The organism is Cupriavidus sp. 05L310, from assembly GCF_056398185.1.
Window position 1 is genome coordinate 1 of sequence record NZ_JBFTOX010000048.1, and the last position, 23,833, is coordinate 23,833.

Consider the following 23,833-nt stretch of genomic DNA (forward strand, 5'->3'; position numbering starts at 1 on the left):
ATAGCCATCCACGTCCTGCAGGCTGAGTCCTGCGTCCTCCAGCGCGCCCTTGGCGCACTCGGCGTGCAGTTGCGCGACGGTCTTGTCCGGTGCCTTGCGGGTCGGGTGCTCGTAGGCCCCGACGATATATGCCTTGCCTTTGATGCTCACGCTGGTCTTCTCCAGGTATCCGATGTCGGCACTTTGTTCGCACATCGTAGCCGCACACCCGGGACACCAGGCAAGCTGAAGATGGTGCCCTACCCAATTAAGGTGGGGTGACAGCGAGTGATATGTACGTATAAATGGATGCCGATGCACCCTTGCGGCGGCGCGCGGAGGGTTGCCGCTTTGTACCCGGAGCTAGCATGACGAGGCCGGGGCGGCTGGCAACGCGCTCCCGGAACGCCTCCCCGCGATGGATTCGGTTTCGCAGGCACCTCGGAACGAGAGACGCCGATGCCCGACGCGGCTCCTTGCAAGGCGCTGATCGCGGCGGACGACGTGGTGATGACGGGACTGGTGGCGAAGACCTGCCTTGAAAGGCAGGGGGGGGGATGTTGGGGTGTTCAACACTGCCCGTCTATGCGAAGCGCTCCTGTGCCGCATGTTTGCGCCGGAGCAACGGCGCGTACTCGTGCAACTCCCGCGGCGCGATGTCGAAGGCGCGACGGAATGCACGCGTAAAGCTCGACGCATCATTGAAACCCAACCCCGAGGCAATGTCCTGTACCTCGATATGCGGAAAGCGCACCAGCTCATTGGCTGCCATGCGCAGCCTGCGGCTGCGGATATAAGCGGCCAGGCCGCCTTCATGCTCAAAGAGACGGTACACGCTGGCGCGCGAGAGATGCAGCGATGCCAACACGCTGTCGGGCGACAAATCCGGATCGTGCAGATTGGCCTCGACATGGCGCCGCACCTGTCCATAGACGGCAGCGCGTACCGCCGCGCGGCCATTGCCGGAAAGACCGGCCTGACGGCTGAAAGCGGCGACAAGCAGCTCTACCGCGGTGATAAAGCGCTGACGCGCTTCCTCCCGGTCGAGCCCGACGATTTGTCGATTCAATGCAACCAGATGCTCAATGATCAGGCGGATCAAAGGCGTGGTTGCGTGAATCCAGCGGCCATGCAGCGAGGCGGCATCGGGGAACGACCTCTCCACCAAAGCGCGCGGCACAAAAAGGAGCAGTATCCGACCCTGAAAACTCCGGATTGTGCACGGCTGATCCATGTCCAGCGCGAGGATACTTGGCACTTGCGGTATGTGCGGCGCGTCGGGCGGCGGCTTGCCGCCCAGGAACTGGCCCGGTGGCCCTTCAAGGAACACGCTGAAGCTTATGTCATGAACGCTCTCGGTCGAAACCCGGCCCAACGATCGCACGGCCAGGTTCGGCCCGGTGTGGAAGTCGAAGAAGCTCAGATTGTCGATCGTGTAACGAGACAGCGAAGCAGCGAAGGTATCCTCGGCTCGCTTTGACGGAGGCCGTATGTCGTAGACAGGACTCATGCGCTCCTGCCAGGCCCGGAAGCTTTGCCGGGCGTCGCCTTGCACGCTGAAACTGCTGTGCACGATGCCGGGCGCAAGCGTCGGCGGCTCCGGCGGCAACAACAAGCGGCTTAGCGGCATGGCAGTGTGTGGCAGGTCGTTGTTCAATGCAGCGCCCATCGCTGATTCTTCGTCCAGTTATGAGCACGCCCCGTGTGGCTGAACCTTAAGTTGAGCCACCAGCCCGCCCGGAGCGCGCTGGTGCAGGTTGCAAAGCATACCAGTACTTGTTTTGCCGTAGCGCACAGTGAACGACTCGCCGGCAAATCGATCGTTTCAGTGCTTGGAAACCACACACTATCTTGAGCAGACCGACTATCGGTGACCGCATGGCATTTCCGTCCCGGCTTGCCGGAATGACCGCTTTCGAGGAGGGCCACTGCCTGTTTCGGGTCGACCAGAGCCAAATGGCACACGGCTGCCGGAGGTCGTATTCCGGCCAGGAAGGGCCGCTTAGTCGCTCCGTCGGGAAGACGTTCCGATGTCCGTTGTGCCCACAAAGGCGTCTACTGGCACTAGTGGAAAGGTCTCGTTGACGAAGTGTTTGGTTCCGCACAGACGCGCCCAGATCTTCGGCAAGAATAGCCGGGGGACCTTGGTATCCCTCATGCTTGTTGCACGTTCATGCACTTTTTGGGATGGATCGAGAACCTCAACAACGGTCCATCGAAAGGAGACCGAAGGATGACACACGTGCCTTCAAACGAAAACGGAATGACCTTGACAGCCAGCCAGTTGGACGCCTATCTCGCAAGGATCAAGATCGACCAGCCGGTCTCTCTCGACCTTCACGGCCTGTCGAGGCTTCATCGTGCTCACCTCATGACGTTCACCTTTGATGCGTTGGATGCCTTCATGGGATGGCCGTCCTCGATCACCCCGGCGTCTGCCTTCGCCAAGATGGTGGAGGGCAGGCGCGGCGGCTGGTGCTACGAGATGAACGGTCTCTTCGGCGCAGCTCTCGATGCGCTCGGTTTCCGGGTAACCCGTCTGTGCGGCGGCGTTAATCGTGAAATACTGGGCGACGTTGCCATCGGCAATCACCTAACCCTGCGTGTCGATCTCGACTGCCCCTATCTCGCCGAGGTCGGCGTGGCCGACGCCATCGTCGAACCCGTGCCGCTGGATATCGGACCGATCAGCCAGCGCGGCTTCGATTTTTCAATCATGTCGACGGAGGACGGCTGGCTGCGCTTCAACAATCATGCGCATGGCATCGCGCGCAGCTTCGACTTCCGGGTCGACCACAGCGACGAGGCTGCCATGGCCGCCATGCATGCCTGGTTGATGCGGGATCCCGGGTCGCCGTTCACAAACGCGCTGGCAGTCCTGCGTCATACCGCGGACGGCTATGTCGCCCTGCAGAACGATCGCTTGCGCAACGTGATGCCCAACAGCGTTAGCGAACACCGCATCACCAGCGCGGACCATCTCGCGGACACGTTTGAAACCGTTTTCGACCTCGACATTCCCCAGCCCGGGCACGTTTGGGACAAGATCCGGGCGATTAGCAGCGATAAGGCTGGCTGAACAGGCGACACTCGCTCACCACTGGGTATCTCAATGGCACGGGCGGAGGCGTGTGACTCAGCGTTAGGAGTTCCAATCTCTTGGCACGTCACAAAGTGAAGTTGGCAATAGGCTTCTGTTCGGATGAGATCGTGTAGATGGCCGTTGAACCCGAATAGCCGCTGTTGAGGCAGGCAACTTCGAACGGCGCATTCGGCCCACTTCGGCCATTCGCGGCTTGCTCTCCCAACGGCAGGACCGGCCGATCAGGCGACCCAAACGAAAGTGCCCACGACGAAGTGCCATAGTTCGACCCGGTACAGGCGCCGGCTAACGTCGCGCGTAACTTCAGCCACCTCCTGACGCATAGTCACCGGCACGCGTTCACTATCGACGATTACCACCCGAAATGGCCGGAGCACCATTAAGGTGCAGGTTTCGTCGCGATATCCGGTGTCCGGTGCTGAACGGCAGGTCGTTCGCCGGCTGACATCGCGTCCATTGGACGGCGAGAACGCCAGGCCGTCGGCCCGGCCGCGTCGCATCAGACCTATCGACGCAACTCGCGTGTCACGTCAATCGACTGGCTTGATGCGCCGGAATGCACCAAGCAGCGCGAGGTCATAGGTGATCTTTAGCAGGCCGCAAGCGACCAGTGGCGCGCCGACCCAGCCCATCGCCAGCAAGCCGCCAGCGAGGGTCGGACCCAGCGCGGAAGCCAGGCTCCTGGGTACCGCGGTCAGGCTGGCGGCAGCGGGGCGCTCGGGCGGCGTCACGACCGCCATCACATAAGCGGTCCTTGTCGGTACGTCCATCTGCGACAGCGCGCTGCGCGCGAGCAAGAGGACCAGCGTCGCCACCAGCGAAGGAGAGAATGCTGCGGCGATCAGGCATAGGCTGGACGGAATATGGGTGAACACCATGGTGTTCAGCAAGCCGAACCTGCGAGCCAGCGGCACGGCAACCAGCAGGGAGCCTGCGGAGAGCAAGCCCGACCAGAAAAAGAACCGGCCGGCAGCCCCTGGCGAGAGGCCGAATCGTTGCATCAGCCACAGTGCCAGCAGCGAGTTCACCACCAGCCCACCGGCAAAGGCGTCGACGCTGAACAGCAGGGCAAGGCGGGTAACGATTCGGCGGGACGGGCCTAGTGGCGTTCTAACCGATGCCACGCGCGGCTCTGGCTCGGGCATCCGCGTATAGAGGAACCAGAGCGCGACACCGGTCAATGCATAGATCATGAACATCGCGCGCATGGCGCTGAGGAACGATACCCCCAACTGGGAGGCAAGCCAGCCCGGCAGCGCCGCTGCCAACGCGCCAATGGCGGCGGAGAGGGCTCCGGTCAGACTGTACCGGGCGAACAGCGCCGTGCGCGCATCTGAGGTAGCGGAATCAGCAAGGCGAGCCTGCTCCAGCGGCAGGAACACGCTGACGTCTCCGGAGCTTGGGTTAAGCGTACCGACGAACGCAACTAGCAGTAGTGGCCAGAGGGAGGAGAGCCCGGCGAATCCGATGCCGGTCGCGGCCATCAGCGCGGCCGCCAGCAACAGCAGACGGCGCTGTGGGTAGCGATGGCCGAGGACGCCCACCAGTATCGTCGCCAGTGCCGAGCCGATCAGGGTGGCACTGCTGACCAATCCCACTGCCAGTTGCGCGAAACCGAGCGCTAGCAGGTATGCGGGCAGGAGGACGGCGATGAACCCGTCGCAGAAGCCGCGTAACGCGCGCCCGACCAGAAGTGGCAAGGCACCGGCATCGACGCCTGCTGGCAGTAGCAGGCGAGCGAGCCGGGCTTGGCCGACGGTCACGGCAGGATCCTCAAGCGTTTGCATCGCGGTACGCGACCATTGGTTTCACATCTTTTCCCGGTGCTATTTCGTACCGCCGGACCCATATGAGAAGGTGTCGAACAAGGTCACGCTGTCCGCCTTGGTCCATACGCCCACCGCGCCGGCACCGCTGATATGGTCGTCCGCCACATCGATGTAGCGCTTGCCGTCCAGCGCGACCTGGATATGGTTCCCCACGAACTCCACGCGTAGCGTATGCCAGACCTTGGCTTCGACAGGCGCATCCTTGTACTGGATCGTGTGCCTGCGTCCGGCTGCCGTGTAATACAGCGAGACATTGTTCTCCAGTGCATTCGCCCGCGCGACATAGTAGTTGTTGCCGTCCTTCCAGCGCCAGACAACACCGCCTGCCTGGTCCTCGCGGCCGGACATGGGTTTGAACCTTGCCTCCACGAAGCCATTGGCGATGGAGGCGGCAGGGTTCACACACCAGGGGAAATCCCCGGAACCGGACTGCTTGAGCACGTTGGTGCCGTCCTGCACGGACGGGTCCGCCTCGACAGTCCATTTCGGCGTGCCACCGCCGGTGACACCGGCCACCCATCCCGCCGGCAAGGTACCTTGCCTGTCCTGGTTGAACATGATCGTTTCTCCGGTTGCCGGCATGGCTGTCAGCAGCATCCATAACATGAGCGGGATCGGCTTCACAGTGCATCTCCCGAGCAATGACGCGACTAGCAGTTCATGCAGGCATCTTCGGCGGCCAACGATGCGCTTCCGCCTGGCAATGCTGGCACCAGGCATACAAGGCGTCGTACATCACCATGCCGTGCCTGAGCATCTCGTGGTCGTCGGAAAACACCTGCGAGAGCCCCAGCGAGATGGCGTAGAGCCCGCCCGATTGCGGTGTGAGGTCCAGCTTCGACGTGTCCGCCCCCCGCACAATGCCAGCGAGTTGCTGCAAGGCGGGATCATTCAAACGGTACTTGTCCAGGAAGGCGTCGAAGCTGCACAGTTCTCCGACATGCGAAAGTTCGACACCAGGAATGTCATAGGGAACAGCCCCGGTCTCGCCTGCGACTTTCACGACGTTGCCGGTCGGCACGTACAGGAATTCCGGTTCCTTGTCGATAAAACGGGCTATCAGCCAGGGACAGGCAATCCGGTCTATCTTCGGACGTTCGCGGGTAATCCATTTCATGGCCGGCTCCTTACGATTTGCCGATGGTCGGGTGATCGCCGGCGGACCATTGCTCAATGCCGCCAGTGAGATAGGCCGCTCGGATACCTTCGTCCTCTAGCCGTGCGGCGCAGTCCTGGCTGACTTGCAGGCCATGCGCGCAATAGACGATCACCGGCCGGCTGGAGTCGAGTTTTGCGATCCAGCTATCCATGTCGTCAGGGTTGCGCCAGGAGGCACCGACAATCATTTGCGCGCTGGCATCAAAAGCCTGCCTGCGCCTGACGTCGACAATCTGCGGCGGGACCGGCGCTTGAATCGCTTCGGCAAGTTCGTGGGAAGAGATGGCAGTGGGCATGTTCTTGGCTCCGAACTTACTTCCGGGCTTCGGCGAAGCGCTCGGCTGCCTGGGCCCAATGGATGTTCTGCATGAAGGCATCCACATACGCAGCAGCTTTTGCACCGAAGTCCATGTGATAAGAATGCTCATACATGTCGAGCGCCAGGATCGAAGTAGCGCCCGCCAGAGTGTGTGCGTGATCGGGCGCCCACTGGTTCACGAGCCGCTTGTCGCGTGGCGAGTAGTTCAGCAGCACCCAGCCCGAGCCGCCGCCCAGCGCCTTGCCCATGCCCGTGAACTCAGCTTGCCAGCGGGCCACGCTGCCAAAATCGCGGATAAGCGCCGACTCCAGTTCGGGGCCCAGGGCGCCGCCTTCACCGAGCCCGTCGAAATACACCTCATGCAGGATCATCGAATTGGCGGCGATCAGTTCTTCACGCTTCAGGCCATTGAGCATGAAGACGGGTGCGGTCGCCGGATCCAGCGCGGCAAGTTCCGCCGTGATGGCGTTCAATCGCTTCACAGCGCCGCCGTAGTTGTTCTCGTAATGGCTGATAATCAGCTTTACCGAAAGGCCGGTGAGCTTGCGTGGATCGACGGCAAGCGGCTTCATCTGGTAGGTCATGATCGATTCCTTGTTCGTGCGGCTCAGGCGTGAAGTAGCGGGTAGGCAACCAGACCAGCCAGGGCTGCGCCGATGACGATGACTGGCTCCGGCAGCTTCTTGAATTTCCAGAGCAGGGCGACTGTGACGAGCGCAAGCAGGGCGGTAGGCAGATCGACAATCGAGCGTTTGGCCAGGACGATCACGGCACCCGTGATGGCCCCGACTGCCGCCGCCGTCACGCCATCGACGAAGGCGATGATCCCGGGCCGCTTGCCGTACTTCTTGAAGTAGGGCGCCGGGATCACGGTGAACAGGTAGCAAGGCAGGAAGGTGCCAAGCGCGGCCACGGATGCGCCCGGCAGGCCGGCGACCAGATAACCGATGAAGCCGACCGTGATCACCACGGGGCCCGGCGTGATCATGGCCACTGCGACGGCGTCGACAAACTGCTTGTCGTTCAACCAATGGTGTTCGGTCACGACGCCGCCATAGAGGAACGGCACGATGGCAAGCCCGGAGCCGAATACGAAAGCGCCGGCTTTGGCAAAGAACACGCCAACCTGCGTCAACAGCGGCCAATCCACGGTGCTGACGATCCCGCTCACTGTTGTGGGTACCTGCGTCGCCGCCATGGCATTGAGGCCGCCCTGACGCAGCCACTTCGGCGGCGCCCGCCAGAACCACACCACCATGCCGGCCGCCAGGAACAGCCAGGCAATCTCGGACTCGGTGACGACCGTCACCGTCGCCAGCATCAGGTAGATCACCCACAGCAGCTTGTCGCGGCCAACGCTTTTGTTCGTGAGCTTGTATGCGCTGATCGCAATGATCCCGATGACCGCGGCACCTACCCCATAGAATACCGACTGCATCCAGGTCAGTCCGCCAAACCGGACGTAAGCCCAACCCAATGCCACCACCATCAGGAACGACGGAACGACGAATGCAATGCCGACCAAGGTCGCCCCGACGATGCGGTAATGCACATAGCCGAGATAGATGGCGAGCTGCGCGGCCAGCGGCCCGGGTGCCAGTTGCGCCAGCGCCAGGCCTTCCTTGTAATCGGCATCGGTAATCCACTTGCGTTCATCCACCAGGTCCCGGTGCATGTAGCCGGCGAGGGCCACGGGACCTCCAAAGCCCAGCGTACCCAGGCGCAACATATAGAGCACGAGTTGCCAGAGTGTATAGCCCATTCGCTCAGCCGCTGGCATGTCGGGGATATTGGTTTGCTGCAGGTTGCTCATGGATCGTCCTTGAGATAGGTTCAATGACCCCTAGCGTTTCCGGTTGTTCAAGAAGTGGGCATGCAGGGAATCGAGCACCAAGCCGGTTTCGGCCAGCAGCGCATCGTCATCGGCCAGCCGTTCACGGGCGCCGGCCAGAATCGCCTCGAACCCGCTCGCTTCCGGGACGGTCGGTCCGCCGACATCCAGCGCATGGACCATCCCCGCCAGACGCTGCAATCCTGGATTTGCCTCCAGGGCAAAGCTCGCCAGCAGCACCTCGAAGGAAACCTTTTCACCGACATGGGTGAATGTCGCGCCGTCGAAATCGAAGCCCAGGGCATCGGCGGGACAGTCACCGGGGGCTTCGAGCCACAGGAAACGAGCATGGGGATCGATGAAGCGCTGGATCAACCACGCGCAAGCCACCCGGTCGACCCAAAGATGGCGGCGTGTCGCCCATAGCCGCCCCTGGTATTGCGTGGGGTCGCGTCGCGCGATGGCCCCTGCGGCGGGGTGCGGCTCGCCCGGCGACAGGATTGTTTCAATGGCGCCCGTGAAGTCCCGCCACTGTGCCTCGGCACGCAAGGACGCCTCGTTGGGAAAGAAGTCGATCTTGCGGATCGCCTCGTAGATGCGGCCGAGCCGTCGCTGCAGGCGATTGAGTTCGGCTTCACTTAGACTGGAAAGCGTCTGGCGGGCTGCCGAGACGGACGCGAGGAGTTCGGCGTAGTCGCTCGACCTGTCGAACAACGCGCGGTAGGTGGCGGCGTCGTCGTCCTCTTGGGGCTGTACCGTCAACAGCCAGGCTTGGCCGTCCTGCTGCTGTGTATCGTCGGCCAGTTCGCGGAACTGTTCCACTTGCTCGGCGCCGGCCGGCAGCAGATAAGCCCCATCGCGCAAGGCGGCGCCGCCTAACGCCTTGAGCGTGCGCCAGATCCGCATGCGGGCGGTCGCACCCGATGTGGGAAGGCTGACGATCAGCAGGATCCAGGAATCTTGGGACGTGGTCATGGAAGGCAGCATAGGGTTCCATAGCGCAGGTTTCAATGATGTAGAGATCATTACAAAAACCGGGCCGATTGGGAGGTGGTCCCTCGAATCCCAATGGATCGACATCGCCGCTGCCTGGGTTCGCCCGCGCAAACCACGGGACGGACCAGCCCGAAAGACCGGATCCGGTGTTGCTCGCGCCGCACAAATCGGGCGCGGAAGGCTCCGCTGGAGTCTCGTTAACGTCGACTAGCCGGCGTAAAGCCGGCACGCAATGTCGAGTGGCCTGACGCAGACGACCAGGCAATGCACCCCGCCTTCCGGAAGAGCGAGACGAAACGTACCGGGTGCGCGGCGGCTTTGCGAGCGTCAATCTATTGCAAGGTACAACTCCCTATAAGCCCCGACGAGGTCATCGAGGCTGAACGAGCGATTCAAACCGCTCGGATTTGGCAGGATCCACGCTTTCGACCCGCCGAACATAGCGTTCTGGCGTCCCCACAAGACGTGCCGCTGACCTGAAATGGCTGCGTATGCGGCCTTCCCCAGGAAGGCGATATAGGTGGGGCGATAAAGTTCGATTTTCTTCAGTAACGCCGAAGCCGACTCAAGGAATTCATGCGGTGAAAGCTGGCCGGCCCGCGCCGTAGGCCGGCCAACAGCTGTTGTCAATCCGCACCGATGGGCGAGCAGGTCCCGGTCGTTTTCGGCACGCATCAGTTCTGGCGTGAAACCGGCCAAATGCAGGGCACGCCAGAAACGGTTGCCATTCCCTTCAAAATGGTGGCCCGTCGCCACCGCTCTCATGCCGGGGTTTATTCCACAGAAAACGACCGCCAGACCTTCCGATATTGCGTCTGGAAGTGACGTCAACGCAGCTGTCCCGGGTGCGCAGGTAGCCATTTGTGTGCTGTTTCAACCGGCGAGCATCTTCCCGTTAAGGAGAATGTGCAGCGTTCTGACAAAAAGAATCACAATCGCGAGGCTCAGCATGGCGAGCAGGATGATTGCAATCACCTTCAGGGGCCAGGCCTGGACGAACATCGCGTATTTCAGCGCGGCACTCGCCAGCGCCGCCATCGGAAAGCTGATCGCCCACCAACCGGTAGCAAACGGAACCCCCCTGCGAAACACCTTGGGTGCCAGTGTGAGGAATATGAAAAGACCGAAGTAGAACAGCAACCCGGAGAAGGTATCGACGTGCTGCGTAAAGTTGGTGTAGGCAAGAAAGCCCACTTCGAACGGTGCCATCAGGATTAGCAGCGAAGGGACCATGCCGGCGGGCAGCGGCTCGTGGTGAATCATTCGCGACATGATCATCGTAAAGAACAACAGGGCAATCATCGTTCCCACGGCCAGCGCGAACATGTTGACCTCATGCGCCCACGGCATTGGCATGGTTCCGCCCGCAACGGCGATATCCAACGTGGCCACGCCCGGGATGAACCAGGCGGGAACTGCGTGCGCAGCGTCGATCTTTCCCCGCAGCAGCCGGCCCGCAATCGCGAAACAGAGCGCGAGCGTGAAAATCGTACCTACCGCCCACATGACTTCGGCAAGCATCTGGCTCAGTTGGGCAACGACCGAGGAAAGCAGCAGGATAGCGATCGTGATCGTGCCGAAGAAATTGCCGGCGACGGGATGCCGGTATTCCGCGACGACCGCCTCAGGATGTTTGACTGCCTTGAAGAGATAGCCCGCGCTCAGCACGACGAATACAACCAGGGCGAGGATGCCGGCTGCGTCAGAGATCAGCGGAGTCACCCCAAATTCGTGGCTGGCCTGGCGCCACGCAATAGACAGTCCGGCAATACCCATTACCGACGCAAACAGGTTGACGGGCAAGTTTCTGATGGAAGCGGTTGTTCGCAAGGACTGCGGATGGGGACTCGAAAGCGTTGACACAGCACATTCTCCTGATTCTTGGGGACCCGGGACGTGGCGGCCAGAAAGCAGCCGATTGAGAGGCCGCGAATCGTTCGCCGCCTCGCCTGTCGGGGAGATGCGGCCGATGGTATTCTCTTCCACCGATGAAGATAATCTGTCATTATTGGGAATCATCCTCCCAAAAAATGAGAACATGGCTGATCGCTTCGAATCCATGTCGATCCTGGTGGCCGTGGTCGAAGCAGGCAGTTTTTCTGCCGCGGCGCGCCAACTCAAGATGCCGCTCGCAACGGTGAGCCGCAAGGTTGGAGACCTGGAGTCGCACCTGAAAACCCGACTCCTGCATCGCTCCACCCGACAGCTTTCTCTCACCGAAGCCGGGCAATCGTATGTCGCCGCATGCCGGCGCATTCTCGAGGAAGTGGGAGAGGCGGAGCGTGCGGCGTCCGGGGAATACGCGGCGCCCAAAGGCGAGCTGGTCATCACTGCACCCATCGTCTTCGGACGCCTGCACGTCTTGCCCGTGGTCGCGGAATTCCTCAAGACTTATCCGGACATCGATGTGCGGATGGTGCTGACCGACCGCAGGGTGCCTCTTCTTGAAGAGCACGTCGACGTCGCATTGCGGATTGCGGAACTGCCCGACAGCAGTTTCATCGCGGCACCGATTGGCACGGTGCGTCGGGTGGTGTGCGCAAGCCCCGCCTACTTCGCCGAATACGGCACGCCGACGAGCCCCCTTGAGCTCGCCACGCATGCATGCGTTACTTTCGAACAGATGACATCCAGGCAGGTGTGGAGCTTCATGTCGGGCAAGTCGGAGATCGCGGTGCCCGTCCGCTCGCGGCTTGCCGTCAGCACTGCCGAGGCTGCAGTCGACGCGGCGGTGGCTGGCGTCGGGATTACTCGCGTGGTGTCTTATCAGATGGCGAGCGCGTTGCGTGCCGGTGCACTCAAGATCGTGCTCGCACCGTTTGAGCCGGCGCCGTGGCCCATCAGCCTTGTTCACACTGGACAGGGAATCCTGCCGCTGAAGTTGCGCGCTTTTCTTGATTTCGCCACGCCGCGGTTGAGGGCCCGGGTGGTTGAGGTGGGGGTCTGACGTTTGCAAGTCGGGGGGCGAACGTTGCAAGTGGGGCGGGAATGGTCGTCGCCGTAGATGGCCGCTCACGGCCAGTTTGCGACACTCGCTGGCGTGTGTCCGCAGACGATTGAACGGCGGTTCTACCTTGGTGGCGGACAGTGGGACAATGGCGGACCGAGCCCATGTGAAGGTAAGGCCGGCAGACCTATCAAACAAACCGAGAAGTAGTTCGTGCCGCAAATCACTATCAAAGATGGCAACCTTAGCTCTAATTTCAAATTTTATCGAGAGAATTGAGTGTTGCAGTGGAATCTCCGGGGATTTCCCTAGGTTCAGATCTGATTTATACAACAATGCCACATAAAAATGAAAATATTATTCATCGCTTCGCTGGGATTTTTAGCGCTAATTCAAGCATCACTATCCTTCGCGGATAATGTAAATGGAAAAAATCTCTATTTACAGAGATGTGTCATGTGCCACGGAATGGATCTCAAAGGAACAGGACCGTTGGCTAATAAAAGCAACCCTCCCACACCTGATCTTACAACATCCGCTTTCAAAAAACGACTAAATGATTATCCTGGCGTTATTGTATCATCGATAATACTTCGTCCAAATGGAGACTTGATTCCCAAAACTCTGCAAGAGAATGGTGTAAAGCTATCGCCGTACTCTTGGAGGGTTAAGGATTTTCGCGATTTAAATCAATACATGATTAGTGTGATTTCCAAAAATCGATGATTTTTAGATGAGAGGTGGGCACGGAAATCTAAGGGCCATTTCAGGGTCCGGACGGCCTGGCCCCGTCATCGGGCCCAGCCCAAAGGGTCTTCTAACGGCCCTGCAGGCAAGTGCCGCCCGGCCAGCTTGATGCCCTGCCTGTCGCCTGCGGTCTGCGCGCACCGCCAGGCCGTCGGGTTAGCACCTCGGGCCTAACAAGGGGGTGGCTCCTTCCCTCAGCCCTGCAATGCGGGCATGACCACTTCCTGCACAATCCGCATCCCTTCGGGCGTACTCCAGCTACCCGCAAGCTCGGCAATTACCTGGTTCGTACTGGAGAGCGTGACGCCGTTCTTCTCCATGCGGCGCAAGGCCATGTCGTCGCCGATCTTGCTCGGCGAGCCGCCGGCATCGGCGATCACCTGCACTTCGTAGCCAACGCGCACCAGGCTCAGTGCCGGGAACACCGTGCAGACATCGTTGGTGACGCCAGCGATGATGAGCTTCTGGCGCCCGGTTGCCGCGACGGCCGCAGCAAAGTTCTCGTCATCCATCGCGTTAACGATACCGACGCGCTTGATGCGCGCGGCGAATTCGTCCGGCAGGATGGTTTCCAGTTCGCTCAGCAGCGACCCTTGTGCGTATTCCTCCATGCTGGAGGTCAGCACGACCGGCATCTTCAGGATGCTGGCGGTCTTGGCCAGCATCAGCGCGTTGCGCTTCATCTCTTCGAAGGGGATGGAATGGACCCAGCCCATGGTGCCGACCTGGTGGTCGATCAACAGAAGCGCGGCGTTATCGCCGGTGAAGCGTTCGAAAGCCATGATGAGACTCCTTCGTGGTCAGGTTGCGGTGGAGTGCAACGGCGGGCCGGCAAAAAGCATGACCTCGGCGCTGCCGTGGAGAGCTTGCAGCGTGATCGCGCAGCGCGCGTCCTGCGCCGGAAAGACCGGGAGCTTGAGATCGTTGCGCCCGAAGTCCTGGCCGTCCACCATCGCCGTGCCGAAGATCGGCATGACGAAGGCACAATGTCCTGAGTCGATGCGCACGGCCAGTTCGGCACCTTCTTCCAGCGAAATGTCGAGCATCGTCACTTCGGTCGGCGGCGTCAGCGGCGAACGGGCGTGCCGGAAGCGTCCCACGGGCACGCGCACCTTTGCCCCGGGCAACTGCACCACCGGTACATCCTGCGGTTCCAAGGTCAGTGCGAATGGAGCAATGTACTGTCGCTCCGGGGCAAGGTTGACGAAGATCTGCAACGAATGGACAGTCTTGCCGGCCTCTGCCGGAACTTCCTCATGAACGATACCGCTCCCGGCCGTCGCCCAGTGCAGGCCACCGGGTCGGATCAGGTTGCGGGTGCCGAGCGAATCACGGTTGTCGATGCCCGTTTCCGAGTCGAGGAACAGGTAGGACACGGCCGAGAAGCCGGCATGGGGATGCGGCGGAAAGGTCGGCGCGCTCATCCAGGCATGATCGATCCCGAGGAAGGGATCGATCAGCGCTGCCACCCCGCGCAGGCCGTAGGCGCGGAAGTGGCTGCCGTGGTTGGCGCGCTGCAGCGGGGCAATGACGGGCATGATGTTTGCCTCAGGCACCCTGGGCTTCACTCAAGGTTGGGTAGTCGATGTAGCCCTGCGCAGTGCCGCCGAAGAAGCCATTGCGGTCCGCCTCGTTCATCGGCGCGCTGTGCTTCAGCCGGGCGACGAAGTCCGGGTTCGCGAGTACCATCTGGCCGTAGGCTTCCAGGTCGGCCAGCCCCGAAGCCAGGTCGGCCCCGACCTGCTAGCGCGGGCGGCCCGGCCGGTTCAGGATCAGCGTGCGCTGCCAGAGCTTGCGGATGTCGGCCTGCACCGCTTCATTGCCCTGGTGCATGATGTGCAGGTAGGCCAGCCCCAGCTTGTCGAGTTCGGCGACCAGATAGCGGTACAGGGCCGGTCCTTCGGCGCCTTCGTCGATGCCCCACATCGTCGTGCCGGGCGACAGCCGGATGGCGGTGCGGTCCGCGCCGATTTCGTCGGCAATCGCAGCAGCCACCTCGATTGCGAAGCGGGCGCGGTTCTCGATCGAGCCGCCGTATTCATCGGTGCGGGCGTTCGCGCTGGGGGCGAAGAACTGCTGGATCAGGTAGGCGTTGGCGCCATGGATCTCGACGCCATCGGCACCGGCCTCGATCGCGCGGCGGGCCGCATAGCGGAAATCCCGGACAGTCTGGCGCACTTCCTCGGTGGTCAGCGCACTTGGCACCGGAATGTCCTGCATGCCCTTGGCCGTGAACATCGGCGTGCCCGGGGCGATGGCCGACGGCGCGACGCCCCGCCGGTGATGCGGCGTGTTATCCGGGTGCGACATGCGCCCGGCGTGCATCAACTGGATGAAGAGGTGGCCGCCCTTGGCATGCACGGCATCGGTGGTTTTCTTCCAGCCTGCCACGTGCGCGTCGGTGTAGATGCCTGGCGTGGTCAGGTAGCCCTGCCCGTCGTCCGAGGGCTGGGTGCCTTCGGTGACGATCAGGCCGACACTGGCGCGCTGGGCGTAGTACTCGGCAGCCATTTCGCCCGGCGTGCCGTCGTACTGGGCACGGCTGCGGGTCATCGGTGCCATGACCAGGCGGTTCTGCAGGGTGTAGCGGCCGACGCGGACGGGATCAAACAGTTTGCTCACGATGGAATTCCTCGGTTGAATTGGATGGAGGCATCATCGCGCGTTCCTTGTGCGGGATAAATATGGTAATTTGGAGAACATTGATCCGATAATGGAGCAATTGCATGGAACTGCTTAACGACATGGCGTTGTTTGTTGAGGTCGTCAAAGCCAAGGGTTTTCGCAGCGCCGGGGAGGCCATGGGCGTGCCGAACTCGACACTGTCGCGCCGGATCAGCGGATTGGAGAAGGCGATCGGGCTGCGCCTGCTGCATCGGACGACCCGCAAGATCGAACTGACCGAGGCCGGCCAGATTTACTTCGAGCGTTGCAAGCGCATCGTCGATGAAGCCCGCCTGGCACACGAGCAGCTCGGCGAAATGCTGGCCCAGCCCAGCGGCGTGCTGCGCGCCTCGTTGCCGGTGGATTTTGCGGTGACCTACCTGGCGCCCCTGATCGCCGAATTTGCCGGCCTCTATCCTGGCATCACCTTCGATTTCGACCTGACGCCGAGACGGGTCGACCTGGTCAGCGAACCCTTCGACGTGGCAATCCGCATGGGGGAATCCGAAAGCTCGCAGTTGATCGCACGCACGCTGGCCTCGCTCACGCCATACCTCTATGCCTCGCCGGGCTACCTGGAGCGATCGGGCGAGCCAGCCAATCCCGCCGACCTGGCACGGCATGAGTGCCTGGGCATCCTGAAGGCGGGATCATGGACATTGCACGATGGCGAGCGCGCCACCACGGTGTCGGTGGGTAGCCGCTTCACGCTCAACAGCGTTGGCATGATCCGCCGGCTGGCGACGCTCGACATGGGCATCATCCTGATGCCCGAGGAAATCGTTGCCGATGACCTGGCCAGCGGGAAGCTGCGGCGCATCATGCGGGCATGGCACGGCATGCCAATGCCGGTCTATGCCATCACCGAGACCCGCCTGCTTCCCGCGAAGACTCAGCGCTTCATTGAGTTCCTGCGGGAGAGATTGGGGCGATAGCTCGGCAGGGTCCAATAGTCGCCGAGCATCGGGATGATTCGGCCCTCAAGCGCAATGGGGATCAGTCCCGAAGAAGGACCGCTTAAACCATGGTCAAACCGCAAGACTTCTCGCGTTCGATCCACCCAAGGCGTGGTTTCTCCGCCATTTCCCTCCATGCAATGGCGAATGTCCGTCGCTCGGTGCCATAACCGCCGTTCAACCGCGCGCGCAACGGCCGTGATGGGTCAACCGGCCATTGAGCGAGCCGCACGACGCGCGGTGGAGCGACCGCCTTGCTCCCCAAACTGTCGAAATGCCAGCAAATGCTAGGCAAGCAACCGCAAGGCATCAGCGAGCGAGAGCACCGTTGTGCGCGAATCGAACGCCGTTGAAAAAAGATGATCGTGCACGACCTGATCCGGGTCGTAGCAGCAATCCTTGACCGTGAATAAACGGAAGTCCGCATCGCTCGCGTACGCGACCGACGACAGCACCACACCGGTCGAAGCAATGCCCACCATGAGCAGGGTATTGATACCCTGCGCGGAAAGCCGTACCTGCAGGTCGGTACCAAAGAACACGCTGGCGCGATGCGCGACGATGAGTGGCTCGGTGGCCTGTTGGCCGAGTTCCGGCGAGATCTGGTCGTCGACGAAAAGACCAAGTTGCTTGATTCCCTGCCCATTCCTGTTCAACGGACTGACTTCCGGATAGCCTGGACGGAAGTGGATCTTGGCGAAATAGACGCTGACGCCCTTGGCCCGCGCAGCGTCACACAGCTTGCGCGTATTGGAGAGCAAAGTGGGTGCGACCGATGGAAATAACGCCAGGATGTCGGTCTGATAGTGCATGACCACCAGAGCGGCTTGCGCTGGAACAATTGCCGGAATCCGCATGGTCACACTATGTGCATCAGCGGCGCTTTCCATGCCCTGTCGATGGTCTGCTGAATCGACGGGTCCACGTTCAACGGGTGGCGGCATAAGGCTACGCGATCAAGAATGATGATCGACTCTACCACGACCAATCGGTTGACCGTTCAGGGTCGGGGACGGACAGCCAGCAGGGATCTCACAATGCCTGCGCCCGGCCAATAGGGGACCGTCAGCTCTCGGTCCAACTGGCCGCTTGAGCGTCCGTAACGACGCTTCAAGCGGACACAGGCTGGCAACGCTGATGCCGCTTCATCGACCTCAAAGGCAAGGACCGCACGGCGACCTGTAAGGCGGCGGCAGTGATGCCTGTGGCACGCGTTTCACCACCGTCAAGCTTTCTCGGCTCGTCCCGGCGAATTCTCGGATACGTTGAACCAACCTGGCGTTGCATCGATGACAGCCCATAGCTTTTGCGGGATGCCAACCCGCGAAACGTCGCTAGCGGAAACAGAAAGGCGGATGCTTTCATCGCGACCTTCACGCGCCTGCGCCATCCAGTCTGGGTTGATTACGAGGCCCTGACCTACGGCCGCAAGCGCGAGCCCCATCTTTATCCCGGCTTCGGCTTGCTCCGGTGTCCTGATGCCGCCCGCCGCAATTAAGGGGACCCGACCACTAATGTGATCCCGCAGAATGTTGACGATCGACTTGTCAGAATTGGCCATCGCGGGCCTTTGATCCAACGCACTGCCGAGCGAAGCATGGATATAAGTCGCTCCGGTATCGATCAGGCGCGTGACCAACTGGAGGGAATCACTGATGCCCAGTCCTCCGTCTACGCTTTCTTCTACTGATATCCGATAACCAAGCGCGAAGGGACGATCGGCATGATCTGCGATGGTTCGCTTCACAGCCTCTACAACTGCGAGTGGGAACCGCATACGGTTTTCGAGCGAACCGCCCCATCGATCAACGCGTCGATTCGAATGGGGGGAGAAGAAGTTCTGGATCAAAAAACCGTGTGCGCCATGAAGCTCAATGCCATCGAAGCCGGCAGCGATAGCGCGTCGCGTGGCGGCAGCGAACGCCTCAATAACGTCCAGGATTTCCTCTTCCTGAAGCTCCCGCGGCACGAGGGCTGAGGCAAACGGGCCTGCGTCACCTTCAACGTCGCTTGCTGCTACTACGTCGCTGACGAGCGTCGGCAACGTCTTCACGCCAGCGTGAAAAATCTGCAGGATCGCATGGGCACCGCCGCTTTTAGCGGCCTTCGCTAGTTTTTTCAGACTTGGAATGAAGCGATCCTCGTACGCGGCAAATTCTCCAGTGAAACCAACCCCATTCTCTTGCACATGCGTGCAGCCGGTGATGACCAAACCGACGTCCTTCACCCGAAGGCGGTAATAGGCGTCCTCCTCGTCGGAGACGGTGCCATCGTCGTTGCTAGCCCAGGTTGTCATTGGGGCCATCGCTACTCGATTGCGTACGGTCAGGCCAGGTGCCAGCACTATTGGCTCAAAAATCTTGCTGTATTTCACGTAACTTTACTTCGGGTTCTGGTGGCTCGGGGACACAATGGCGGAATGTTGACCACCACCGCGTTATGGAAATCAAACCGTATAGTCGATCTGACTCATGTGTTCTTTGCCCATACGGTCGCCGAAGACAGGGTATTTTGAAAGCTTGGTGTCGATTTCCTGAATGTCAGCGCCCGTAAGTTGGAGGCGCTGGGCACCGAGGTTTTCGAGCAGATGCGCCTCGGTACGCGTACCCGGAATAGGAACGATATTGGATCCTTTCGCAAGCAACCACGCCAGCGAAACCTGCGATGGTGTCGCCCCTTTGGTAGCTGCGTACTCCTTGAGCCATTGGATGATGGGCATATTCAACTTCAAGAATTCCTTCGAGAAGCGAGGGAACCCAGCGCGAAAGTCATTTTTTTCGTCGAACTTCGTGTTCGTATCGAAGGCGCCGGCCAGAAAGCCTTGGCCCAATGGTGACCACGGCACGAAGCCGATTCCGAGTTCTTCACACGTCGCCAGCACACCATTCAGTTCGACGTTGCGGGTCCACAGCGAGTATTCCGTCTGGACTGCGGCAACTGGTTGCACGGCATGCGCGCGACGGATGGTCTTCACACTCGCTTCGGAAAGCCCGAAACGCAGAATCTTTCCCTGGCTGATCAGGTCCTTGATCGCTCCGGCGACATCCTCGATCGGGACACTCGGATCGACGCGGTGCTGGTAATACAGATCGATGCGATCGGTTCGCAGGCGTTTCAGAGACTCCTCAACCACTTTGCGGATATGCTCCGGGCAGCTGTTCAGCGCAATCGTTCCGTCAATAGCAAAGCCAAATTTGGTGGCGATCTGCACCTTGTCACGGAACGGCGCAACCGCTTCGCCAACGAATTCCTCGCTCAGGTACGGTCCGTAGACCTCGGCGGTATCGAAGAATGTGACGCCATGCTCGAAAGCCGTTCGGATTGTCTTTAGAGCTTCGTTTTTCGGGACGGGGGCATTGTAGTTGCCAGCGAAAGTCATGCAGCCTGCGCCGATTTCCGAGACCTGCAGTCCTCCTAACGTGCGCTGTTTCATACCTTGTCCTTGTGTGGGTTGAGTGTCATGTTTGCGTTGGGAATATGCCCTGCCAATACCGAGGGTGAGTTCGGCGGCTGCGACCGCGCCCAGTGCAATCGCGTGCTTTACGAAGGTGCGCCGGCTGTCGCTTCGGAGACTGAGACGATGCGGTGGCTGCTGCGGTAGTCCAGCGTCTTCGTCACTAACAAGCATGGTCATGCCTCGTGGTTTTTGCGGATGTGCGTTCCGCCGGCTGCGTACTGTCAATCTATCACCGTGAAACTCATACGATTAGATGGCACAATCCTCTTGCTGTTATAGGAAGGGGTTATAAATATGAAGGTGAGCCTGGATGACCTTGCCGCGTTCCTCACGGTGGCTTCGAAAAAGAGCTTTACGCGAGCGGCGGCGCAACTGGGGATCTCGCAGCCTGCATTAAGCGCGAAGATGACGTCTCTCGAACAGAGATTGGGCGTCCAGCTTCTGACGCGCACGACTCGCAGCGTCTCCACGACCGAGGCAGGCGAACGGCTGCTCAGATCGATCACGCCTCACTTCGAAGGTATTGCCTCTGGCCTTGCCGATCTGAACGCGCTGCGGGACAAACCAGCCGGGAGCCTGCGGATAACATCTGTCGAGCACGCTTCGCAAGAAATCCTGGTGCCGACGTTGGCAAAGCTGCTGCCTGAATACCCCGATATCAGCGTGGAGGTCATCAACGATTACAGGCTGGTTGACATCGTGGCGGAGCGGTTTGATGCGGGTATTCGTCTTGGCGTGCAGGTAGCGCAAGACATGGTTGCCGTGCGCATTGGCCCAGACTTCGAACAGTGCGTGGTCGGCGCGCCAACGTATCTCCAACGGTATGGCACACCCACGACCCCGGACCACCTGATGGGGCATCGCTGCATTTCCCTGCGCCTGCCGAGTTCCGGCGGCGTCTGGTCGTGGCCGTTCGTAAAGAAAGGGAACGAGCTGAAAGTACGGCCGGGTAGCGAGTTGTCGTTCAACACGATCACGCTACAGCTGGACAGCGCCCTGGCCGGGCTCGGCCTCGCATACTTGCCGGAAGACGTCGTGAGCGACTATGTCGCGGCTGGGAAACTCGTGCGCGTATTGGCCGACTGGTCGATGCCGATGCCCGGTTACCACCTCTACTATCCGAGCCGTCGCCAGCCGAGTCCGGCATTTACTGTTCTCGTTGATGCTTTGAGATTTCGAGCAACAGCAGCCCCGGTGAGATAGACGGGAGGGCCTGTGCGTCGCGCAGGCGCTGAGGGTGCACCCCAATGGGAAAAGGTGTACACCGTCGAATGGTCAATACGGGTAAGGCAGTGGCGGCTTCGCTATATGAGTCGGCGCGTCTTCAGGACGCTTGGCTCACGAACAAATGAAACGGAGCGTCGGTGTTTTCCTACGGCGCAAGCGACCGTCCGTTATAGCTTGAAAGCCGACCTGGATGCGGCGTGTCGCCGATCGTCCCCTGTGGGTCGGGAAGGGACGACCGGGTAGCGGCCGGTCGAGGTCCCTTCCCGGCCAAGTATGGATGTTCCGCCGACACGCGTCGGCGGCCGCGGCAGAATCGAAAACGGCCCATCAAGGGTGCTTGCCGGAATTCGACGTCTCCGCAAGACTGACTTGCATAGGTTGCGTTTCGCAACTATATTGCTTGCGAAGCGCAACTTGTGAGAGCCCGTCATGGATCTTGTCGACATGCCAGCCAAGCCCCGGGAAACTACGATACTGGAGCTCCGGGACTTTTCCCGAAGACTGGTTCGTGAACTCGGTTTCATGCGAACGACGCTGGCCGAGAGTGATCTTGCTCCGTCGGCTGTCCACGCGATCATCGAGATCGGGGCGACGCCGGGCATCAATGCGAAGGATCTGGGCAATATCTTGCGCCTGGACAAGTCGAACACCAGCCGGCAGGTCGCGAGGCTGGAGGCGAGCGGACTTGTGGAGCGCCAGACTGCAAATGAAGATGCGCGTTCGTCCGAGCTGTATCTGACGGACGCAGGGCAGAAGCTCCGGAGAAAGATCGACCGATTCGCGACGGATCAGGTCTCCAACGCGCTTCGACGTATGGTTCCTGCCGACCAGCAAGCCTTGGTCCGCTCTCTCGCGCTGTACGCCGACGCACTTGCAAGGGACAACTCGGCCAAAGCCACTTCCGAAGATGCCTCGCCCACACGGATTCTGGAAGGCTACCAGCCTGGCTGCATTGGCGACGTCGCGAGCTTGCACGCCCGCTTCTACTCGGAGCACTGGGGCTTCGGCGCTTTTTTCGAGAAGAAGGTGGCAACGGAGCTTGCCGAGTTCGCCGGTGCGCTGCCGGCTAGCGGCAAGGCGCTATGGCTCTACGCAGAAAATGGCCGATTTCTCGCCTCGTTGGCAATCGACGGGGATGACAACGCGGGCGTAGCCCATTTGCGATGGTTCATTGTGGACGATTCGTTGCGTGGCTCCGGTATCGGACGGCAACTGATGTCTCGCGCGATGAGATTTGTTGACGAGCGCTTTAGCGAGACATACCTCTGGACGTTCAAAGGTCTGGATGCGGCGCGCCATCTATATGAGTCATTTGGCTTTCGGTTGACCGGCGAATCGGAGGGGGCGCAATGGGGAACGGAGGTCATCGAGCAACGGTTCAGTCGTCGCTCGGCCAGACCCTGACACTAATTCGAAAATGGACGACAGCGAGAGGCCAGCAAGCCATGCGCTTGCGGCAGGGACCAGGCCGCTCATGCCGAGCGGCCTGGTAGTCAGTCTTGCGCAGTGGCCCCGGGAAACCCCTTCCAAAACCGGTCAAAAAATAAACCGTGTATTGATAAACGTGTCGCTGGCGTCGCGGCGTTCGGCAAGTAAGGGCTTTCGCCGCTGCGGGGGGGCCGGCCTATTCGGGCTGGATGCCGGCGATGGCGATCAGGCGTTTCCAGATCTGCTGGTCTTCCATGATCGCCTTGCTGACCTCCGGCCCGGCGGCCGGATACGGCGCGCTGCCGCGGCTGGCGTAGTGCGCGACGGCTTCCGGCGAGTTCACGAACTCCAGCGTCAGGCGGGTGAGCCGGTCCACGATCGCGGGGGGCGTGCCGGCCGGCGCGAACAGGCCCGTCCAGTTGATCATGGTGAGTTCCGGCAGGCCGGATTCCGCGATGGTCGGCACGTCGCCAAGGACCGATACGCGGTTTGGACCGACAACCGCCAGCGCCCGCATCTTGCCGGAGCGGATATGCGGCGCCACGGCGGATGCATCGACGCCGGCGTAGTCGACCACGCCGGCCATGACATCGGTCAGCAGATTGCCTTGCGTCTTGTAGGGGACGTTGACGGTCCGGATCTTTGCTGCTTCCCCGAACGCAGCCATGATCGTCTGGTAGCCGGAACTGCTGGTGCCGTAGTTCAGGCTTCCCGGCCTGGCTTTGGCGGCCGCGGTCAGATCGGCGATGGTGCGCAAGGGCGAAGAACCCGGCACCACGATGGCGGCCGGCAACGCGGACATGCGCGCCACGGGGACGAAGTCCTTGCGCGGGTTGTAGGGCAACTGCTTGTACAGGAACGGATTGGCTGCCATCGCGCCGGAGCCCGCATAGAGCAAGGTGTAGCCGTCCGGCGCGGCTTTCGCCACGTAGTCGGTGCCGATGATCATGCCCGCGCCGGGCCGGTTCTCGATCACGACACTCTGGCCGAGCTTCTGTCCAAGGAACTTCGCCAGCAGGCGGGAGTAGTCGTCCAGGCCGGTGCCGGGGCTGGTGACCGAAACGATCTTGATCACCCGTTCGGGATAATCCCGGGTCTGAGCGCTCGCCGGCAAGCCAAGGCCGTACAGGGTGCCGATGACAGCCAGGCCGATGAGGCGGCGCCTGGCCGGTAAGGGAATCATTGTCATGCT

Annotated in this window: 22 protein-coding genes and 2 pseudogenes; 6 read left to right on the plus strand and 18 right to left on the minus strand. The window is 61.0% G+C overall.

Annotated elements, in window-relative coordinates; genetic code table 11:
* Window positions 1–150, minus strand: a pseudogene (locus tag AC1DS6_RS29445) (thiolase domain-containing protein); the annotation flags it as partial.
* Window positions 151–562: 412 nt separating this feature from the next.
* On the minus strand, window positions 563–1,636 hold the full coding sequence (locus tag AC1DS6_RS29450; RefSeq protein ID WP_441629518.1) for a helix-turn-helix domain-containing protein: 1,074 nt from the start codon (window positions 1,634–1,636) through the stop codon (window positions 563–565).
* 606 nt (window positions 1,637–2,242) lie between these two features.
* Here AC1DS6_RS29450 and AC1DS6_RS29455 point away from each other — a divergent pair.
* Window positions 2,243–3,058: an arylamine N-acetyltransferase family protein gene (locus AC1DS6_RS29455; protein WP_441629519.1), complete on the plus strand. Its 816-nt coding sequence runs from the start codon at window positions 2,243–2,245 to the stop codon at window positions 3,056–3,058.
* A 554-nt stretch (window positions 3,059–3,612) separates the two neighbouring features.
* Here AC1DS6_RS29455 and AC1DS6_RS29460 read toward each other — a convergent pair.
* From AC1DS6_RS29460 to AC1DS6_RS29500, 9 genes are all read right to left on the minus strand, one after another.
* Window positions 3,613–4,869: an MFS transporter gene (locus AC1DS6_RS29460; protein WP_477103713.1), complete on the minus strand. Its 1,257-nt coding sequence runs from the start codon at window positions 4,867–4,869 to the stop codon at window positions 3,613–3,615.
* 39 nt (window positions 4,870–4,908) lie between these two features.
* The gene (locus tag AC1DS6_RS29465; RefSeq protein WP_477103714.1) at window positions 4,909–5,469 is read right to left on the minus strand and encodes a 3-keto-alpha-glucoside-1,2-lyase-like domain-containing protein; all 561 of its coding nucleotides are present in this window, start codon (window positions 5,467–5,469) and stop codon (window positions 4,909–4,911) included.
* A gap of 100 nt (window positions 5,470–5,569) precedes the next feature.
* Entirely contained in the window at window positions 5,570–6,028 is a 459-nt protein-coding gene (locus tag AC1DS6_RS29470; protein WP_045242333.1) for a chromate resistance protein ChrB domain-containing protein, read from the minus strand.
* Window positions 6,029–6,038: 10 nt separating this feature from the next.
* Entirely contained in the window at window positions 6,039–6,365 is a 327-nt protein-coding gene (chrE, locus tag AC1DS6_RS29475; protein WP_441629522.1) for a rhodanese family chromate resistance protein ChrE, read from the minus strand.
* A 16-nt stretch (window positions 6,366–6,381) separates the two neighbouring features.
* Complete coding sequence (locus AC1DS6_RS29480) at window positions 6,382–6,972, minus strand: superoxide dismutase (protein WP_441629523.1); 591 nt, start codon at window positions 6,970–6,972, stop codon at window positions 6,382–6,384.
* A gap of 23 nt (window positions 6,973–6,995) precedes the next feature.
* Window positions 6,996–8,201, minus strand: coding sequence for a chromate transporter (locus tag AC1DS6_RS29485; protein WP_441629524.1), 1,206 nt, complete (start codon window positions 8,199–8,201; stop codon window positions 6,996–6,998).
* Between the two features lie 30 nt (window positions 8,202–8,231).
* Window positions 8,232–9,194, minus strand: coding sequence for a chromate resistance protein ChrB domain-containing protein (locus AC1DS6_RS29490; RefSeq protein ID WP_441629525.1), 963 nt, complete (start codon window positions 9,192–9,194; stop codon window positions 8,232–8,234).
* Window positions 9,195–9,542: 348 nt separating this feature from the next.
* Window positions 9,543–10,076, minus strand: a complete 534-nt coding sequence (mug, locus tag AC1DS6_RS29495) for a G/U mismatch-specific DNA glycosylase (RefSeq protein WP_441629526.1) — start codon at window positions 10,074–10,076, stop codon at window positions 9,543–9,545.
* Between the two features lie 12 nt (window positions 10,077–10,088).
* On the minus strand, window positions 10,089–11,078 hold the full coding sequence (locus AC1DS6_RS29500; RefSeq protein ID WP_441629527.1) for an SLAC1 anion channel family protein: 990 nt from the start codon (window positions 11,076–11,078) through the stop codon (window positions 10,089–10,091).
* Window positions 11,079–11,253: 175 nt separating this feature from the next.
* Here AC1DS6_RS29500 and AC1DS6_RS29505 point away from each other — a divergent pair, with 175 nt between their 5' ends.
* Both AC1DS6_RS29505 and AC1DS6_RS29510 read left to right on the plus strand, forming a co-directional pair.
* Window positions 11,254–12,162 carry a LysR substrate-binding domain-containing protein gene (locus AC1DS6_RS29505; RefSeq protein ID WP_441629577.1) on the plus strand — a complete coding sequence of 303 codons (909 nt, stop codon included), beginning with the start codon at window positions 11,254–11,256 and terminating at the stop codon, window positions 12,160–12,162.
* A gap of 348 nt (window positions 12,163–12,510) precedes the next feature.
* Complete coding sequence (locus AC1DS6_RS29510) at window positions 12,511–12,888, plus strand: c-type cytochrome (protein ID WP_441629528.1); 378 nt, start codon at window positions 12,511–12,513, stop codon at window positions 12,886–12,888.
* A 215-nt stretch (window positions 12,889–13,103) separates the two neighbouring features.
* Here the strand turns inward: AC1DS6_RS29510 and AC1DS6_RS29515 are convergent, their stop codons facing one another.
* From AC1DS6_RS29515 to AC1DS6_RS29525, 3 genes and pseudogenes are all read right to left on the minus strand, one after another.
* Window positions 13,104–13,691: an isochorismatase family protein gene (locus tag AC1DS6_RS29515; protein WP_441629529.1), complete on the minus strand. Its 588-nt coding sequence runs from the start codon at window positions 13,689–13,691 to the stop codon at window positions 13,104–13,106.
* Between the two features lie 18 nt (window positions 13,692–13,709).
* Window positions 13,710–14,447 (minus strand): pirin family protein, encoded by a 738-nt coding sequence (locus AC1DS6_RS29520; RefSeq protein ID WP_441629530.1) that lies wholly within the window; start codon window positions 14,445–14,447, stop codon window positions 13,710–13,712.
* 10 nt (window positions 14,448–14,457) lie between these two features.
* Window positions 14,458–15,531 (minus strand): annotated as a pseudogene (locus tag AC1DS6_RS29525) (alkene reductase).
* Window positions 15,532–15,635: 104 nt separating this feature from the next.
* Here AC1DS6_RS29525 and AC1DS6_RS29530 point away from each other — a divergent pair.
* The gene (locus tag AC1DS6_RS29530; RefSeq protein WP_441629532.1) at window positions 15,636–16,508 is read left to right on the plus strand and encodes a LysR family transcriptional regulator; all 873 of its coding nucleotides are present in this window, start codon (window positions 15,636–15,638) and stop codon (window positions 16,506–16,508) included.
* Between the two features lie 308 nt (window positions 16,509–16,816).
* Here AC1DS6_RS29530 and AC1DS6_RS29535 read toward each other — a convergent pair whose 3' ends face one another.
* The 3 genes from AC1DS6_RS29535 to AC1DS6_RS29545 form a co-directional block, all read right to left on the minus strand.
* Window positions 16,817–17,419, minus strand: coding sequence for a cysteine hydrolase family protein (locus AC1DS6_RS29535; RefSeq protein WP_441629533.1), 603 nt, complete (start codon window positions 17,417–17,419; stop codon window positions 16,817–16,819).
* 335 nt (window positions 17,420–17,754) lie between these two features.
* Window positions 17,755–18,903 (minus strand): NADH-dependent flavin oxidoreductase, encoded by a 1,149-nt coding sequence (locus tag AC1DS6_RS29540; protein ID WP_441629534.1) that lies wholly within the window; start codon window positions 18,901–18,903, stop codon window positions 17,755–17,757.
* A gap of 72 nt (window positions 18,904–18,975) precedes the next feature.
* Window positions 18,976–19,962, minus strand: coding sequence for an aldo/keto reductase (locus tag AC1DS6_RS29545; protein WP_441629535.1), 987 nt, complete (start codon window positions 19,960–19,962; stop codon window positions 18,976–18,978).
* A 318-nt stretch (window positions 19,963–20,280) separates the two neighbouring features.
* Between AC1DS6_RS29545 and AC1DS6_RS29550 the strand changes: the two genes are divergently transcribed.
* Both AC1DS6_RS29550 and AC1DS6_RS29555 read left to right on the plus strand, forming a co-directional pair.
* Window positions 20,281–21,189, plus strand: coding sequence for a LysR family transcriptional regulator (locus tag AC1DS6_RS29550; RefSeq protein ID WP_477103715.1), 909 nt, complete (start codon window positions 20,281–20,283; stop codon window positions 21,187–21,189).
* 453 nt (window positions 21,190–21,642) lie between these two features.
* The gene (locus AC1DS6_RS29555) at window positions 21,643–22,617 is read left to right on the plus strand and encodes a GNAT family N-acetyltransferase (protein ID WP_441629537.1); all 975 of its coding nucleotides are present in this window, start codon (window positions 21,643–21,645) and stop codon (window positions 22,615–22,617) included.
* Between the two features lie 220 nt (window positions 22,618–22,837).
* Here AC1DS6_RS29555 and AC1DS6_RS29560 read toward each other — a convergent pair whose 3' ends face one another.
* Complete coding sequence (locus tag AC1DS6_RS29560) at window positions 22,838–23,830, minus strand: Bug family tripartite tricarboxylate transporter substrate binding protein (protein WP_441629538.1); 993 nt, start codon at window positions 23,828–23,830, stop codon at window positions 22,838–22,840.
* Window positions 23,831–23,833 lie beyond the last annotated feature (3 nt).